The following is a 16523-nucleotide window of genomic DNA, read 5'->3' as shown; positions in this document are numbered from 1 at the left end:
CGGTATCAATAGACAGAAATGTGTGGATGATCGTAATGGTTGGCCGTGGTCCCGCCCCTGTTGGACATCATCCGCCACGAACCGGTCCTGGCGTGCCAGATCCGCTGGCGGTAGATCACGTACATGATGCCCAGCCGCCCGGCGTTCTTGATCACCCAGGCGGCGATCTCGTTGCCCCTCTTCACCTCGGCGGCCGAGGGCATCGCTCCACCCCTGCTCAACATGAAGTCACAGGCGCGCCCGAGCGGGTGCTCGCCGCCGTCCTGGATCGCCCGGTAGCACCCGATCCCGTACGGCACGCCGAACCGCTCCGCGATGAGCTTCTTGACCAGGCGCATCCTGGGCGTGATGTTGTCGGGGCCCGAGGGCAGCTGCGGCACCCACGACCCGTCGGCCCTGCGCACGCCCGGCGTCGGGTAGAGCAGGTCGATCTTGTCCTTGATCTTCTCGATGACCTTCTCGGCGTCCTTCTTCTGGACCTCGAGCTCCTTGATGCGCGCGCCCAGCTCGTCGGCCCGCGTCTGAGCGTCGGTCTTGGCCTGCCGGTGCTGGTCGCGCACCCGCGTGAACCCCTCGAGGCGGGCTCCCTGCTCCTCGCTGATCGCCTGCAGCGTGGCCATGCCGCCCAGGTCGACGTCGCCGAGCAGGGCGGGGACGACGCCGAGCCCGCCCGACATGTACTGCTCGGTGGCCATGAGCCGGAGCTGGGCCGACTCCCTCTCGTAGTCGGCCTGGGCGACCTTCAGACGCTCGCGGGCCGACTTCTCCGCCTTCTCGACCTTCTGCAGCTCGACGCGGCTGGCGTAGTACTCGGCGATGAGCTTGTCGGAGTTCTTCTGCAGCTCCACCAGCTCTTTCTTGAGCTGCTTGGCGCTCGGCTTGGGCTTGGCGAGACTCTCCGCGGGCGGCAGGCTCATGGACATGGTCACCGCCAGACCCGCCGCGAGCAGGATGCGGAGCGGGGCGCGCCGCCGGTCGCCGGGGGCCGCAACCGCCACGCTTCTCCTTCGTCCGAGGGTCCGGCGCGGGGAGAGCGCCGTTCTGTCCGATGGACGATAGTAGAGGATTGATTGAAAAGTACGACATTCGGGTCTGGGGCTACGACCCCTCTCGCCGGCCTGGGCGGGTACCGCCGCGAGGGCGGGGAAGGCGGGCGACGACCAGCCGGTGGCCCAGGAGCAGCACGCCGGGGAAGGCCGCACCGCCCAGCAGGCTGGAGCCGACCTTGACGCCGAGGTCCGCGTCGACCAGGCCGGCGCCCTCGCCGCTCAGGAGGGGGACGTTGACGGAGACCGAGACCTCGGCGGACAGGATCGGCCCCCGGCCGGCGGGCGGCGTTCCAGGGTCACCAGGGCCGGGATCAGGGCCGGGATCAGGGCCGGGATCACCGGGGCCGGGATCGCCAGGGCCGGGGCCCGGGTCCGGGGTTCCTGAAGCGGGGGTTTCAGGGGCGGGGGTTTCGGGGGAGGCGGGTGGCGGGGGCGTCCGGGGGCCGGTCGGTTCGGGTTCAGGGGTGCGGGTGGGGCCGCGCCCGGGGGCGGTCCTCGTGGCGCTGGGCTCCGGTCTTGGCGGGTCGGCGGTGGGAGGCTGCTGGGTGAAGGCGTTCGCCGGGTTCTGCGTGGGCTCGGTCAACCGCTCGGGTTCGCCGGGCTCGGTGGGCGCCGCAGAGACAGGCGAGGTCGGCTCCGCCGTACCGGAGGGGAGGGCGGGCAGGGCCGCCGGCCTGGTCGGGGCCGGCCGCTGGGAGACCGGCTCGGTCGGCTCGTCGCGCCAGATCGTGAAGGTGGCGAGCACCGCGGCGATCGTGGCCACGCCCACGGCGGCGGTCACGGCCAGCTTGCCCATGGGCGCGAGGGCCGTCTGCGCCAGCGTGCTCGTCGTCTCGGCACCGGGCCGGGCGAGGGGGAAGAGCGTGGTGTGCGGCAGGGTCAGCACCGCCAGGCCGGCCCTGCCTCGCCGCTGCCAGTCCTCGCCGTAGGCGGCGGCCGCGGTCGCCTCCAGCTCGGCGATGAACGCCTCGGCCGAGGCGGGGCGGGCGGCGGGGTCCTTCGCCATGCCGTACTCGACGAGGGCTCTGACCGGGTCGTCGACGTCCTCCAGCGGCGGGGACAGGTGCTGGTGCTGATAGGCGAGGGCGGCCATGGTGGCGCCGCCGAAGGGGCGGTGCCCGGTGAGGCATTCGTAGAACACCACAGTGGCGGCGTAGACATCGGTCGCGGGGCTCGCGGGAGCCTCGTCCCACTGCTCGGGCGCCATGTACGACGGGGTGCCCGCCGGCGGCCCCTTCTCGCCCGCGTGGGCGGCGACGCCGAAGTCGACGAGGCGGCTGTCGCCCTCCCCCGTGACGATCACGTTCTCCGGTTTGAAGTCGCGGTGCACGACGCCCGCGCGGTGCGCCTCGGCCAGGCCGAGCAGCGCGCCCTTCAGCACGGTCAGGGCCGCCTCGGGTCCGGTGGCGCCCTCGTGCGAGAGCAGGTGGCGCAGGGTGACGCCGTCGACGAGCTCCATGACGATGGCGGCGCCGTCCTCGCCTTCGACGTACTCCACGAGGCGGGCGATGTGCGGGCTGCCCAGCCCGGCGATCAGCGCGGCCTCGGTTCTGAAGCGCTGGATCAGGTCGGGGTCCGACAGGTGTTTGATCGCGACGGGTAATCGGTCGGTGTCACGCAGAGCCAGCGCGACACGTCCCGTGCCCCCGTGGCCGAGCTCCCTGATCTCGGTGTAGCCAGGCAACCGCATACCGGGGACGTTAACCTCATCGCCCACTCGATGTCGAGATCCACTGTCGAACTATGCCATGTAGTACTCTGTGGGACGAAGCTTGCTATATACCTATAGGGGGTATAGGTTCCGATGAAATCGGCTGACGAAGGAGTGCAGATGTCTGAAGCGCATGGACACCACGAACATCACGGTGGTCACGATGGTCACGATGGTCACGATGGTCATGGTGGCGGCGTCTCGTGGGGCATGGCCGCCACGGCGACGCTGCACTGCCTCACCGGATGTGCCATCGGCGAGGTGCTCGGCATGGTGATCGGCACCGCTCTCGGCTGGTCGAACGCGCCGACGGTCGCCCTGGCCATCGTCCTTGCCTTCGTCTTCGGCTACCTGCTCACCATGCTTCCCCTGCGCAGGGCGGGGCTGAGCTGGGGTCAGGCGCTGAAGGTGGCCCTGGCCGCCGACACGGTCTCGATCATCGTGATGGAGATCGTGGACAACGGCGTCATGCTCGTCATTCCCGGGGCGATGGACGCGGGGCTGACGTCAGGATTGTTCTGGGGCGCGCTGGCCGTGTCGTTCCTGGTGGCCTTCCTGGTGACGACGCCGGTCAACAAGTGGCTCATCGGCAAGGGCAAGGGTCACGCGGTGGTGCACCCCTACCACTGAGCCCGTCCGATCAGGCGGCCGCCCTGGTGGCCGCCAGAAGCCTGCGGACGTTCACGGCGGCGGCACGGCCGGCGCGGTTGGCGCCGACCGTGCTGGCCGACGGCCCGTAGCCGACCAGTTGCAGGCGCGGCTCCGCGACCGCCTGCGTGCCGTCGACCTGGATACCTCCACCGGGTGTGCGAAGGCGGAGCGGAGCCAGGTGGTCGAGCGCCGAGCGGAAGCCCGTCGCCCACACGATCGTGTCGGCCGCCTCGAACCTGCCGTCGGCCCACGCCACGCCGTCCGGCTCGATCCGGGCGAACATCGGCAGCCGGTGCAGCGTCCCCCTCTCCAGCGCCTCGAGCACGACGGGGGTGTAGCCGAGACCCGTGACGCTGACCACGCTCTGCGGCGGCAACCCCTGCCGTACCCGCTCCTCGACCATGGCCACCGCGTCCCTGCGAGCCTCCTCGCCGAAGTCGTCGTCGCGCCAGACGGGCGGGCGGCGGGTGACCCAGAGCGTGCCCGCCGCGACCCCGCCCAGCTCGGACAGCACGTGCATCGCCGAGGCGCCGCCGCCCACCACGACCACCCTGCGCCCGCTGAACTCGGCCGGCCCCCTGTAGGCGGCGTAGTGCAGCTGCCTGCCGAGAAAGTCCGACGATCCCGGGTAGTAGGGCCAGTAGGGACGCGTCCACGTGCCGGTGGCGTTGACGACCGCCCTGGCCGCCCACTCCCCCGCGTCGGACGTGACCACGAGCCTGTCGTCGCCGCGGGTCACCGCGCTCACCCGGACGGGGCGCACGATGCGCAGCCCCACCTCCCGCTCGTACGCGCCGTAGTAATCGGGGACGACCAGCGCGGCGGGCGCGAGGCCGTCGGCGGACGGTTCCCTGTGGAGGCCCGGCAGGTCGAAGATGCCGTGCACCTTGTCCATGGTCAGCGAGGGCGACCTGTGCCGCCACGCGCCTCCTGGCCCTTCCGCGGCGTCGAGCACCACGGGAGCCAGGCCGAAGCGGTCCAGGAAGTAGGCGCTGGACAGACCCGCCTGCCCCGCCCCGATCACCACGACGTCCGTTTCGTTCACGTCCATGCCCAACCACGCGGGAGCCTCGGGCCTTCCCTCGCTCCTCTGAACGAGCACCGCCGCGCGCGTTCGGCGGGCCCGCCTCCTCGGACGGCCCGGTCCGAGGAGGCGGGAAGGCTGGGCGCGAGGTCAGCCGAGCGTGACGCGGTCCAGGTCGGGGGCGTAGGCGGTGTCGTTGAAGAACCGCAGGGTGTTCGTCCCGGCGTTGAGCGGCACCGTGACGGTCGTCGTGACGGGGGTGTTGAAGTCGGGCCCGGTCAGCGTCGCCGTCACCGGAACGCCACCGTTGGCGCTGACCGAGAACGAGCGCGTCCCCCCGACGGTCCCCGCGATCGTCACCTCTCGCGGTCCCGCCGAGGCCGACGTGACGGTGAGGGTGACCGCGTTGGCAGGCGCGTTCCCGATGAAGCGCACCTTCGACCCGCCCGAACACGCCGTGCACGATGACACCACGGCCGCCCCGCTCAGCGCGCCCGCCTCCCCCTCGTAGGCGGACGGGGGCGGCGCCGTGGATGCGAGGTCGAGGTAGTCGAGGTTGGGCCCGCCGTTCGCGGTGGTGGCGGTGGCGGTCACGGTGTTGGCCCCGGCGTTCAGGGGCGCGGTGATCGTCGCCGACTGCCAGGTCGTCCACGCCCCTGTGACGGGGAAGTCGACCGTGGTGGAGGTCCCGTTGACCGCGATCGTCATCGGCCGGTTGACCGTGGTGCCGTTGGCGTAGCGGAGGGTCAGCGACGCCTGACCGGCGGCGGCCGCGTTCACCTGGAAGGAGACCGAGGAGCCCGCCACGTTGTCGTAGTTGACGAACCCGGTGCCCGAGTAGCCGGCGTGGTTGCTCTCCACCACTCCCTGCGAGATCGTCGCCGACTCCGCCTCGTAGCGGTCGGTGGCCGTCGGGCGGGCGCGGATGAGGCGCGTCTCGCCGGGGCGCAGCGTGGCGCTGTAGGAGGAGGCGACCGTGCCCTCGGCGGCGCCCGACCACAGGTTCGTCACCTCGGCGGGACCGCTGAAGCCGACCTGCGACCACGTCACGCCGACCGTGGAGGCGCCGGAGGTCCCGGTGTTGAACAGGGCGACGATGTAGTCGCCGTTGGCCTCGCGCTTGCGCCAGACCTGGTTGACGCCGCTGCTGATGATCCGCTGGGCGGCGACGCCGTCCTGGTTGACCGCGATGAGCCGGTCGTTGGTGAGCATGGCCAGGTCCACGGAGGTGAGCGCGGTCAGGTCGGTGCCCAGCAGCAGCGGCGTGGCGGCCATCGCCCACAGCGTCATGTGCGAGCGCCGCTGGTCGGCGTTGATGCCGACCTGGTCGCCGTTGCCGATCTGCAGCGAGTCGAGGTCGTTCCACCCGCCAGGACCCGCGTGCGGCTGCCACGAGGCGGCGGAGTTGAACCTGCTGGAGATGTGGGACCAGTCGGTGAGCGGGAAGCCGCTGCCGTTCGGGCCAGGGCCGCAGTAGCACTCGACGTCGCCCTGGGTGCGCCAGCTGTTGGCCAGCCGCTTCCACGTGGCGGCCTGGGCGATGGGCAGGTTGTTGGACAGCGCGAAGTTGATCGGCCTGCCGGTCGCGCGCAGCGCCCTGTCCCACGCCTCGACGTCGGCGATCGTGGTCGCGTCCACGCCGTCGATCTTGAGGTAGTCGACGCCCCATGAGGCCATCTGGTTCGCCCACGAGTTGATGAACGCCTGCGCTCCCGGGTGGGAGTATTTCAGGCGGTACATGTTCTTGCAGTTGTAGTTCTTGTGCGTCTGGGTGGTGTCGGCGATGTCGGCCGCGTGGTAGCTCGTGCCCTCGACCGGGGTGTTGCGGGTGACGGCGTTCTTGGCGATGCCGGGCGTGACGTAGAAGCCGAACTTCAGGCCCTTGGCGTGCACGTAGTCGGCCAGCGCCTTGATGCCCGAGGGGAACTTGGCCGCGTCGACGGCCCAGCGGCCGAAGGAGTCGACCATGAAACCGTTGGCGTCGCACTTCTGGTAGAAGTCGTCGAGGTTGATGTAGACGTAGCCCTTGGCCGACAGGCCGCTGCTGACGAGCGCGTCGGCCTGGGCCTTCATCTTGGTCTCGTCGGGCCAGCGGCGGACGAAGCTCCAGCTGCTCCAGCCCATCGCGGGCCGGATGGACAGGCCGTTGTCGGACGCCGCCGCGGGGGTGGACGGGGCGGCGGTCAGGGCCGCGCCGGCGAGCGCCAGCGCCGTGACCAAGGACGCCAGTTTCCTCTTCAGCATGCTTCTCCTCGGCGATACGGCGGGCTGGTCACCCGCGCGGGTTCCTTCGGGGGTCGATACGGCTGCGCGTTTCCGCGACGGGTCGATACGGCGGGACGACGCGGACCGTCAGGAGAGGGTGATCTTGTCGAGGTCCGGTGCGTAGGCGGTGTCGTTGAAGAAGCGCAGCGTGTTGGAGCCCGCGTTGAGCGGCACCGTGACGGTCGTCGTGACGGGGGTGTTGAAGTCGGGCCCGGTCAGCGTCGCCGTCACCGGCGCGCCGCCGTTGGCGCTGACCGAGAACGACCGCGTTCCCCCGACGGTCCCCGCGATCGTCACCTGACGCGGCCCCGAAGCGGCCGAGGTGACGGTCAACGTGACCGAGTTGGCCGCCGCGTTCCCGATGAAGCGCACCTTCGACCCGCCGGAGCATGCCGTGCACGACGACACCGCGGCCGCCCCGCTCAGCGCCCCGGCCTCCCCCTCGTAGGAGGAGGCCGGAGGAGCGGCGGGCGACACGTCGAGCCTGTCGAGGTTCGGCCCGCCGTTCGCGGTCGTGGCGGTGGCGGTCACGGTGTTGGCCCCCGCGTTCAGCGGCGCGGTGACGGTCACGTCGCGCCACGTCGTCCACGCCCCTGTCCCGGGGAAGTCCACGGTGGTGGAGGTCCCGTTGACCGCGATCGTCATCGGCCTGTTCACCGTCGTCCCGTTGGCGTAGCGGAGGGTCAGCGACGCCTGACCGGCGGCGGCCGCGTTCACCTGGAAGGAGACGGACGAGCCCGCCACGTTGTCGTAGTTGACGAACCCGGTGCCCGAGTAGCCGGTGTGGTTGGACTCCACGACGCCCTGCGTGACGGTGCCGTCCTCGGCCTCGTACCGCCCAGGAGGCGCGGTGGTGCCGGGGTAGGACGTCCCGACCCACGCCTCGTCCACGCGGAGCCTGGCGATGCCGTGGCTGTTGACCTTCTCCAGGCGGACGTACCTGGTCGTGGTGGCGGGCAGGTCGATGATCTGGACGCCGCGGTGGTTGGGCAGCGTGCCGGTCTTGACGGGTGAGCCCCACGTGGTCCCGTCGTCGCTGACGTACACGCGGTAGTCGCGGATGCGCGCCGACTGGGCCACGGGGTGGGTGGTGGAGTCCTCGCGCTGGTTGATGCCGAGGTACTGCACGCGACGGGCCGAGCCGAGGTCGAAGCGGAGCGAGACCGGCTGGGTGGTGCCGGCGTCCCAGTAGGTGAGGTAGTCGCCGTCGCCCGCGGCGGCCGCCGACGTCGTGACGCCGGACAGGATGCCCTCCCGCCCACTGGAGACGACCTTGAACACGGTGTCGTAGGCGTCCCATGAGGTGATCCCGCTGAGCGTCAGCGTGCCGCCGCCCTGGCCGAAGGTCACGGGAGCGCCGGTGCGCAGGTTCGTGACGGAGGAGACGCGGTAGCCGTTGTCGCGGAGCGCGAGCGTGCTGCCGGACGGCCTGGTGAGCACGTGGACGTAGTGCAGGTTCGGGTCGGCCTTGCTGACCGTGGTGACGCCGTGGGCGCCGTCGTTCCAGAAGCCCGGCTTGAGCCCGCCGAGCATGTAGCCGCCGCCCTCCGTGCCCTTCAACGACTCCCAGATGGCGTCGAGGTAGCCGTCGGCGAAGGTGTTGAAGGACGCCTGGCTCCCTGGGAAAGTGCCGTTGACCTGCGCGGTTTCAGCCATGAGCGCCTTCACGGAGGATCCCGCGTTGGTGATCAGCCTGCCGAGGGTGAGCATGCGGTCCACGCCAGGGTTGGACCCGTCGTACCACCACGCGCCCGAGGTGGGCAGCTTGAAGTCGGCCTCGATGAGCCTGGGCAGCGCCGTGTAGACCGCCTGCGGGTAGTCGTAGGACGGCGTCATCCCGGTCTTCTGCTCGTTGCTGATCATGTCCATGATCGCGGTGTCTTCGTTGTTGTTCGACAGCGTCATGTCGGGCCGCTGCTGGTAGATCTTGGCGTAGAGGTTGTTGCGCTCCCAGTAGGCGTTGTCGTTGTCGATCCAAAACCCGGCCAGCTTGGGATAGCGCTGCATCTGCTCGAAGAACTGCAGGTAGCTGAACTCGCCGAACCCGTCGCGGGTCGTCAGGTCGACGCTGTGGCCGACGTAGGCGGAGAAGGCGGCGGAGTTGAGCCACGACCCCGAGCTCAGCCCTTCCTGGTGCCACTGCGGGTCGTCTGTCATGTAGTGGATGACCTTCAGCCCCCGCGCGTCGGCCGCGTCGATGAGCTCACCGAGGAAGTCCCTGGTGGTGCGGCAGGAGCCGGGGATCTGGGAGGGGTACGGCCTCGCGTAGCCGAGCCTGCTGTGGAAGGTGGCCAGCACGATGTACTCGGCGTGCAGTTTCTCCGCCTCGTTCACCCAGTAGCCGGCGTTCCATCCGCCGTTGGTGACGTCGGCCTCCCACTGGGCGCAGTCGGTGTGCTGGGGCGAGGTGCGCTGCCCCCAGTGCAGGAACAGGCCCGCGACCGCGTTGCGAAGGAACGCCTGGCGGGGATGCTGGAGGTCGGCGGCGGCGGGGGCGAGGACGGACATGCTGAGCAGGAGCGCGAGCAGCGTGACTCGTAAGACGCGGGAGCGCACCTACACCACCTCCACGTAGTCGAGGTTGGGACCGCCGTTGGCGGTGGTGGCGGTCAGGCGGACGGTGTTGGCGCCCGCCACCAGCGGCACGGCCAGCGACGTCGTGGCCCAGGTGGTCCACGCGCCGGTGCCGGGGAAGTCGCGGTTCACGGCGGCGCCGTTGACCGCGACGGCCATCGGCCGGTTGACGGTCGTGCCGTTGGCGTAGCGGATGCGCAGCGTGCCTGGCCCCGCGGCGGTGACGGCGAACTCGACGTAGGAGCCCGTCACGTTGTCGTAGTTGACGAAACCGGTGCCCGAGTAGCCGGCGTGGTTGGACTCCACGACGCCCTGCGAGATCGTGGCGTTCTCGGCCTCGTGCCTGGTGCCTGTGGTGGTGGAGATGTCCGTGCCGTTGACGAACACGCCGGACAGCACGAGGTTGTCGACGTTCACGGCGGTCGGCGTGGCCGTCGTGACGCCGGTGAACGCGCTGTTGGAGATCGTGACGTTCTTGATGTGGTCGGTCGGGCGTCCGTCCAGGTTGAACGCCTGGGCGGCGCCGTTGATCGTCAGCGCGTCGGCGGTGATGTTCTGCACGAGCGGCGGGATCGAGCCGCTGGTCTCGTAGTTGAGCGTGACGTAGAGGGCGCTGCGCTCCAGGTTCCTGCCGGTGATGCGGCGCAGGTGGACGCCGTCGATGAAGCCGCCCCTGTTGAAGCTGGTCTTGACGTAGAGCGCGTACTTCACCGGGTAGCGACCTGGGAAGTCGGCCGCGTTGCACGCGCAGTCCTCGGCGAAGACGTTGCGCACGCCGCCGGACATCTCGCTGCCGATGGTGACCCCGCCCCACCTTCCGCTGAACTTGCAGTCGCGGATCACGATGTTCTGGGAGGGCCTGCCGACGCGGCGGCCGTCGCGGTCGCGACCCGACTTGATCGGGACGCAGTCGTCGTTGGTGTTGAACCGGCAGCCCGTGATGAGCACATCGGTGCAGGAGTCGGGGTCGCACCCGTCACCCTGGGAGTTGGTGCTGTAGAAGGTGACGTTCCTGACCGTGACGTTGGCGCAGTAGACGGGGTGCAGGGTCCACATGGCAGGGTTGCGCAGGTTGACGCCCTCGACGAGGATGTTCGTCGAGTTGTAGATCCCGATCAGGTTGGGGCGCAGCTTGTGGCCGGCCCCGAACTGCCGCTGGGCGACCGGGGTGTCGTCGGCGCCCCACTCCCTGAGCCGGTCGCGGTCGGCGCCTCCGCCGCCCCATGACGACCACTCGCCGGCGGGCGCGTTGCCGTCGATCGTGCCCGAGCCCGTGATGGCCAGGTTGGTCTGGCCGTTGGCGTAGATGAAGGGCGAGTAGTTGTAGCACTCGATGCCCTCCCACCTGGTGAAGACGTTCGGCAGGTAGGCGCCGGTGTCGGAGCGGAATCTGATGGTGCCGTTCACCTGCAGGTTCACGTTGGACAGCAGGTGGATCTTGCCCGTGCGGAAGGTGCCGCTCGGCACGACGACCCTGCCGCCGCCCGCGGCGTTGCAGGCGGCGATCGCGTCGCGGAAGGCGCCCGTGCAGTCGGTGCTGTTGTCGCCGACCGCGCCGTAGTCGGTGATGGGGAAGGCGCGGTCGGGGAAGGTCGGGGGCACGATGCGGGCCAGGATGGCGGGGACCTCGTCCCATGGCGAGGCCGCCCTGGCGGGCAGGGCGGGTGCTCCCACCACCAGCGCGCCCCCGGCCAGCGCCCCCGCCCGCAGCATGTCGCGCCGGGTCAGGTTCATACCAGGATCTCCAGGTAGTCGAAGTTCGGGCAGCCGCCCGCGGTGGTGGCGGTGGCCCTGATCGTGTTGGCCCCCGCGACGAGGGGCACGGTGATGCTCCTGGACTGCCAGGTGCTCCACGCGCCGGTCGCGGGGAAGTCGACGTTGGTGGTGGCGCCGTTGACGGCGACGGCGACGGGGCGGGTCGCGGTGGTGCCGTTGGCGTACCTGAAGGTCAGGGTGGCGCTCCCCGCGGCGGCGGCGGCGAAGCCCCACTGCACGTAGGCCCCCGCGACGTTGTCGGTGTTGACGAAGCCGGTGCCGGAGTAGCCGGCGTGGTTGGACTCCACCGCCCCTTGCGAGATCGTGGCGTTCTCCGCCTCCAGCCTGGTGCCGGTGGCCTGGACGAGCTTGTAGGCGCGCAGGTTGGTGAGCAGCAGGTGGCAGTCCTGCAGCGAGCCCGAGACGTCGCCGAGGGAGCGGTAGATCCCCCACTTGGGCCTCACACGGTCGCCGAGAAAGGTGTCGACGCCGGTCCTGGTGGCGTCGACGACGGTGGTGCCGCCGCTCCTGACGACCCAGCGCACCGAGCCCGTGCTGCCGTCGCCGATCTTCATCTCGTACTCGATGTCGATCCACTTGTTGTGCAGCGGCGTCAGTGCCGTGCGCCCGACCAGGATGTCCTGCTCGAAGACCTTGTGCTCGATGGTCTGCGCGCCGTCCACCCTGCGCAGCGAGGTGACGGTGATGGGATCCGTCCCCGTGCCCGGCATCTTGGTCTGCATGATGTGGGTGAAGCTCGTCGTGGCCTTCAGGGTCGAGGGGATGTACATCGAGTAGGTCAGCCGCCAGGTCTCCCCGTTCAGCCACTGGAGGAAGCCGGCGGGCGTGCGGTTGCCCGTGACCTCCTGGCGCTGCCGGTCGGTGGAGGTGTCACGGTCGACCATGTGCATGTTGAAGCGGAAGTTGTCGCCTTCGGGGAAGATGTGCGGCTGTCCCGCCGGATGGGAGTCCGCCCTGTCGTCCTCGATGGTCTCGAACGCCCGCATGCCGTCGACGCGCGCCGCCGGCGACCACATCAGCTTCCACGCGGGCGCGGCCACGGTCGCGGCCGTGGCGGGGCGGGCGGTCAGCTGGGGGGCGAGGAAGGCGGCGCCGACGAGGGTTCCGAGCTGGCGTCGTGAGAGATCCATGGGGTCCTAACCAATAGTGATCTTGTCCAGGTTGGGGCCGCCGTTCGCGGTGGTGGCGGTGGCCCTGATCGTGTTGCTCCCAGCCGCGAGCTGGGCGCTGACGGAGGAGGTCTGCCAGGTGGTCCACGCGCCGGTGCCGTTGAACGCCTTGCCCGCGGCGACGACCGTGCCGTTCACCGCGATGTCCATGGGCCGGTTGGCGGTGGTGCCGTTGGCGTAGCGGAAGGTGATGGTGGCCGCGCCACCGGTGCCCGTCACCGTGAACTCCACGTAGGAGCCCGCGACGTTGTCGTAGTTGACGAATCCGGTGCCGGTGTGGCCGGCGTGGTTCGACTCCACCGCCCCTTGCGAGATCGTCGCGTTCTCGGCCTGATAGTCGGTGCCCTGGGGCGGCGTGCCGTACAGGACGCCGTTGATCCTGACGTTGTTCAGGACCACGTTGTCGGCGTTGCCGATCTGCGGGGCGGGGGTGTCGATCGCGGTGAAGGTCGAGTTGGCGATCGTCACGTTCTTGATGTGGCTGGCCGACGAGCCCGACAGCTTGATCGCGAACGGCGAGTCGTCGATGTTCAGTCCCTCGACGGTGAGGTTCTGGATGACCGGGTTGACGATGGGGCCGTGGCCCGGGCCGGTCAGGCTGTAGTTCATGTCGATGTGGAAGCCGCCGCGGTCGCACGGGCCGCCGGTCAGGTTGCGCACGTGGATGCCGTCGATCACGCCGCCGCGGCGGTTGTTGGTCTTGAGGTAGAGGGCGTAGAAGGAGTGATAGGACGAGCCGGGGAAGATCCGGTTGTTCTCGGCGAAGACGTTGCGGACGCCGCCCGACATCTCGCTGCCGACGGTGATCGCGCCCCAGCGGCCGTAGTAGGTGTTGCCGCGGATCACGATGTTCTCGCTGGGCACGCCCACGCGGCGGCCGTCGGTGTCGCGGCCCGACTTGATGACGGTGCCGTCGTCGCCGGTGTCGAAGGAGCAGTTCTCGATCAGCACGTCGGCGCAGGACTCGGGATCGCAGCCGTCGACCATGGCGCCCCTGCTGTAGACCTTGACTCGCCTTACCGTGATATTTCGGGATAGGACGGGGTGGATGGTCCACATCGCGGGGTTCCTGATGTCGAGGTCCTCGATGAGGATGTTCTCGCAGTCGTAGAGCTGGATCATGTTCGGCTTGAGGAAGTGGCCGTCGCCGAACTGCCGCTGCTCGACGGGGACGCCGTCGACGGCCTGCTCCTGCAGCCGCTCCCAGTCAGGCCCCCGCTGGGAGTCGAAGCCGAACCAGGGGCCCGCCGCCGCGTTGCCGTCGATGGTGCCCGTGCCGGTCAGGGCGAGGTTGCGCTCGCCCCTGGCGTAGATGAAGGGCGAGTAGTTGTAGCACTCGATGCCCTGCCACCTGGTGTAGACGGTCGGCAGGTAGGAGGGCGCGTCGGAGCGGAAGCGGATGGTGCCGCCCGACTCGACGTGCAGCCGCACGTTGGACAGCAGGTGGATCTTTCCGGTGCGGAACCTGCCCGTGCCGGGCACCAGGACCGTGCCGCCGCCCGCCGCGTTGCAGGCGGCGATCGCGTCGCGGAAGGCGGTGGTGCAGTCGGTGGTGTTGTCGGGCTTCGCGCCGTAGTCGGTGATGCGGAACGTGCGGTCGGGGAAGGTCGGAGGGACGACACGGGCCAGGATCGCGGGGACCTGGTCCCATGGGGAGGCGGCCGCGACGCGGGCCGTACTCGACAGTACGGGCAGCGTCAGCAGCGCGCCCTTGAACACGTCACGCCGAGAGGGTCTCATCGCGGCCGCCATCCTGGGGTGTGAGGGTTACTGGATGTTGGAGCGCCTGATCACGTCGGCGCTGCCGTTGCCGTTGTTGTCGGAGTTGGTGGAGCCGAACCAGATGGCGCTGGCGTTCGGCACCTTCTCCACCAGGCGGAGCCTGCCGTAGGTGCCGTTGAAGTAGGAGTTGGCGGAGGAGACGTTCTCGCCGTTGAGCACGATCCGCCACAGCCGCTGGCCGCGTAGCGCCGCCATGAAGACGGTGTTGCTGACGATCGCGATGCCGCTGGGCGAGGCCTCGGAGACCGACCACGTGTACTTGGGGTTGGTCATGCCGGAGACGCTGCAGTTGCCCTCGCAGGTGGGCCAGCCGTAGTTCTTGCCCGGCTGGATCAGGTTGAGCTCGTCTCGCGAGGAGTTGCCGAGCTCCGAGGACCACAGCCGTCCCGCCGAGTCCCACGCGATGCCCTGCGGGTTGCGGTGGCCGTAGCTGTAGACGCGGGTGTTGAACGGGTTGCCGGGAGCGGCCGCGCCGGTCTTGGTGATACGCAGGATCTTGCCGTTGAGCGAGGAGAGGTTCTGCGCCAGCGCGGGCGTCTGCGCCTCGCCGGTCGTGACGTACAGGTAGCCGTCGGGGCCGAACCTGATGCGGCCGCCGTTGTGGTACCTGTTCTTCTCGATGCCCTGCAGGATGGAGGTGTAGCCGCTGAGGGCGGTGCCGTTGAAGTTCATCTTCGCGACCCTGTTGCCCTCGGAGGAGGTGTGCATGAAGAACACCTCCTGGTCGGTCGTGCCGTTCCAGCCGGGCGAGAAGTCGATGCCCATGAGGCCGCCCTCACCGCCGGTGGTCTGCGCGTTGGGCACGGTGCCGACCTGCGTCTTGGTGCCGGAGGGCGTCACCTTGAAGACCTTGAACGTGTCGCGCTCGGTCACCAGGGCGTAGCTGCCGTCCGGCGCCCACGACATGTCCCACGGCACGTCCCATCCGCCGGCGATCGTGCTCGGCGTCTGCGGCACGGTGCCGCACGAGCCCGTGGTGAAGGCGGCGGACGGCGCGCTCGGCGCGGACAGCTGGTTGGCGGTGTCACGGGCGACGACGTGCAGCTGGTAGGTCTTGTTGCACTCCAGCGGCACCGTGGCGGTGGTCGCGGGCGGGGTGCCCGTGACGGTCTGCAGCACGGTGTTGGCGGCGTCGCGGATCAGGTAGGCGCGCACGCCGTTGTCGTCGGTCGAGGCGCCCCACGACACGCTCGCCTGGGTGGGCTGCACGCCTGAGACGGTCGGCCGGCCCGGCTGGGACGGCGGGTCGTCGGGTGGCGCGGGCAGCGTCCTGCAGTTGGCCTCGGGGCTGCTCGACGACACATTGCCGGAGGCGTCGCGGGCGAAGACCGACAACTGGTAGGCGAAGTCGGAGTTCAACCCCGTCAGCGTGTACGGCGAGGCCGGCGCGGTGGCGATCTGGGTTCCCTGGTGGAAGATGTCGTAGGCGACGACGCCGATGTTGTCGGATGACGCGCCCCAGGTCAGCGTGAGGCTGTTGTGCGTGATGCCGCTGCACGAGGGCTGGCCTGGCGCGGCGGGCTTCTCGGTGTCGCCTGGGCCCGTGACGCGCAGCCTGTCGAGGTTGGGCCCGCCGTTGGCGGTGGTCGCCGTCGCCCTGACCACGTTGGCTCCCGCGTTCAGCGCGGCGTCGACGGTCACCTCCTGCCAGGTCGTCCACGCCCCGGTGCCGTTGAAGTCCCTGGTCACGACCGTGCCGTTGACCGAGATGTCCATGGGCCTGTTGGTCGTGGTGCCGTTGGCGAACCTGAAGGCCAGCGACTGCTGTCCCGCCGCCGCCGCGCTGACGGTGAACTCCACGTACGAGCCCGCGACGTTGGCGTAGTCGACGAAGCCAGAGCCCGTGTAGCCGGCGTGCTTGGTGTCGACGATGCCCTGCGAGATCGTGGCGCTCTCGGCCTGGTAGTCGGTGAAGTCGGCGGGCGGCTGCACCTCGAAGTCGAGGAAGTCCCAGTTGGGGTTGCCGCCGACGGCGGAGGCGGTGGCCCTGATCTTGTTCTGGCCCGCGACGACGGGGGCGGTCAGCGTGCTGGTGGCCCAGGTGGCCCACGCTCCGGTGGGGTTGAAGGCTCGCTCGTCGGCGACGACGGCGCCGTTGACGGAGATGTCGCTGGGCCTGTTGGCCGTGGTGCCGTTGGCGTAGCGGAGCGCGATCGTGGCGGTGCCCGCGCTCGCAGCGGTGACCGTCCATTCGGTGTAGGCGCCCGCCACGTTGTCGCCGTTGACGAATCCGGTCCCCGAGTAGCCGGCGTGGTTGGACTCCACGACGCCCTGAGAGATCGTGGCGCTCTCCGCCTCGTACCGCGTGGGCGCGGCCGAGGCGAGCGCGGGAGTGGACACGAGGAGTAACCCCGTGATTACGACGAGAGTGCGTAATCTCATGTGGATCTCCGCGGAGAGATTGGAGCTTTGCACCGTGATCCCACAGATAGTCACAGCGGTCAACAGGATCGGGGACCCAATTTAGGAAAGCTTCCTAACTTCCATGGACGCGTTGACCACGATGGCGTATGAGTTGTGCA

10 protein-coding genes are annotated in these 16523 nt (G+C 69.7%); 1 reads left to right on the top strand and 9 read right to left on the bottom strand.

All coding sequences use genetic code 11. The features are described from left to right. Positions 1–5: 5 nt before the first annotated feature. Together AB0B45_RS35100 and AB0B45_RS35095 are read right to left on the bottom strand one after the other, a co-directional pair. The gene (locus AB0B45_RS35100; RefSeq protein ID WP_358139483.1) at positions 6–998 is read right to left on the bottom strand and encodes a hypothetical protein; all 993 of its coding nucleotides are present in this window, start codon (positions 996–998) and stop codon (positions 6–8) included. A gap of 100 nt (positions 999–1098) precedes the next feature. Next, positions 1099–2739 carry a protein kinase gene (locus AB0B45_RS35095; protein WP_358139480.1) on the bottom strand — a complete coding sequence of 547 codons (1641 nt, stop codon included), beginning with the start codon at positions 2737–2739 and terminating at the stop codon, positions 1099–1101. 141 nt (positions 2740–2880) lie between these two features. Between AB0B45_RS35095 and AB0B45_RS35090 the strand changes: the two genes are divergently transcribed. Then, complete coding sequence (locus tag AB0B45_RS35090; protein ID WP_358139477.1) at positions 2881–3390, top strand: DUF4396 domain-containing protein; 510 nt, start codon at positions 2881–2883, stop codon at positions 3388–3390. 10 nt (positions 3391–3400) lie between these two features. Here AB0B45_RS35090 and AB0B45_RS35085 read toward each other — a convergent pair whose 3' ends face one another. From AB0B45_RS35085 to AB0B45_RS35055, 7 genes are all read right to left on the bottom strand, one after another. Then, the gene (locus AB0B45_RS35085; protein ID WP_358139474.1) at positions 3401–4462 is read right to left on the bottom strand and encodes an NAD(P)-binding domain-containing protein; all 1062 of its coding nucleotides are present in this window, start codon (positions 4460–4462) and stop codon (positions 3401–3403) included. A 123-nt stretch (positions 4463–4585) separates the two neighbouring features. Then, positions 4586–6679: a CBM35 domain-containing protein gene (locus AB0B45_RS35080; RefSeq protein ID WP_358139471.1), complete on the bottom strand. Its 2094-nt coding sequence runs from the start codon at positions 6677–6679 to the stop codon at positions 4586–4588. Positions 6680–6787: 108 nt separating this feature from the next. Continuing rightward, positions 6788–9256: a CBM35 domain-containing protein gene (locus AB0B45_RS35075; protein WP_358139468.1), complete on the bottom strand. Its 2469-nt coding sequence runs from the start codon at positions 9254–9256 to the stop codon at positions 6788–6790. Then, on the bottom strand, positions 9257–11008 hold the full coding sequence (locus AB0B45_RS35070; protein WP_358139465.1) for a glycosyl hydrolase family 28 protein: 1752 nt from the start codon (positions 11006–11008) through the stop codon (positions 9257–9259). Further along, positions 11005–12180 (bottom strand): carbohydrate-binding protein, encoded by a 1176-nt coding sequence (locus tag AB0B45_RS35065; protein ID WP_358139462.1) that lies wholly within the window; start codon positions 12178–12180, stop codon positions 11005–11007. The genes AB0B45_RS35070 and AB0B45_RS35065 overlap by 4 nt, the downstream gene beginning before the upstream one ends. A gap of 6 nt (positions 12181–12186) precedes the next feature. Further along, positions 12187–13959, bottom strand: coding sequence for a glycosyl hydrolase family 28 protein (locus AB0B45_RS35060; protein WP_358139459.1), 1773 nt, complete (start codon positions 13957–13959; stop codon positions 12187–12189). Positions 13960–13986: 27 nt separating this feature from the next. After that, entirely contained in the window at positions 13987–16383 is a 2397-nt protein-coding gene (locus AB0B45_RS35055; protein WP_358139457.1) for a PQQ-dependent sugar dehydrogenase, read from the bottom strand. Between the last annotated feature and the right edge of the window lie 140 nt (positions 16384–16523).

Source organism: Nonomuraea sp. NPDC049152 (assembly GCF_040648355.1).
Taxonomy (GTDB): Bacteria; Actinomycetota; Actinomycetes; order Streptosporangiales; family Streptosporangiaceae; genus Nonomuraea.
The sequence above is the reverse complement of the archived record's forward strand: the minus strand, read 5'-3'. Positions and strand labels throughout refer to the sequence as shown.

Bases quoted from the DNA above. Each gene is read 5' to 3' on its own strand.
- AB0B45_RS35095 (WP_358139480.1), bottom strand. From the start codon at position 2,739: ATGCGGTTGCCTGGCTACACCGAGATCAGGGAGCTCGGCCACGGGGGC.
- AB0B45_RS35090 (WP_358139477.1), top strand. From the start codon at position 2,881: ATGTCTGAAGCGCATGGACACCACGAACATCACGGTGGTCACGATGGT.
- AB0B45_RS35085 (WP_358139474.1), bottom strand. From the start codon at position 4,462: ATGGACGTGAACGAAACGGACGTCGTGGTGATCGGGGCGGGGCAGGCG.
- AB0B45_RS35080 (WP_358139471.1), bottom strand. From the start codon at position 6,679: ATGCTGAAGAGGAAACTGGCGTCCTTGGTCACGGCGCTGGCGCTCGCC.
- AB0B45_RS35070 (WP_358139465.1), bottom strand. From the start codon at position 11,008: ATGAACCTGACCCGGCGCGACATGCTGCGGGCGGGGGCGCTGGCCGGG.
- AB0B45_RS35065 (WP_358139462.1), bottom strand. From the start codon at position 12,180: ATGGATCTCTCACGACGCCAGCTCGGAACCCTCGTCGGCGCCGCCTTC.
- AB0B45_RS35060 (WP_358139459.1), bottom strand. From the start codon at position 13,959: ATGAGACCCTCTCGGCGTGACGTGTTCAAGGGCGCGCTGCTGACGCTG.
- AB0B45_RS35055 (WP_358139457.1), bottom strand. From the start codon at position 16,383: ATGAGATTACGCACTCTCGTCGTAATCACGGGGTTACTCCTCGTGTCC.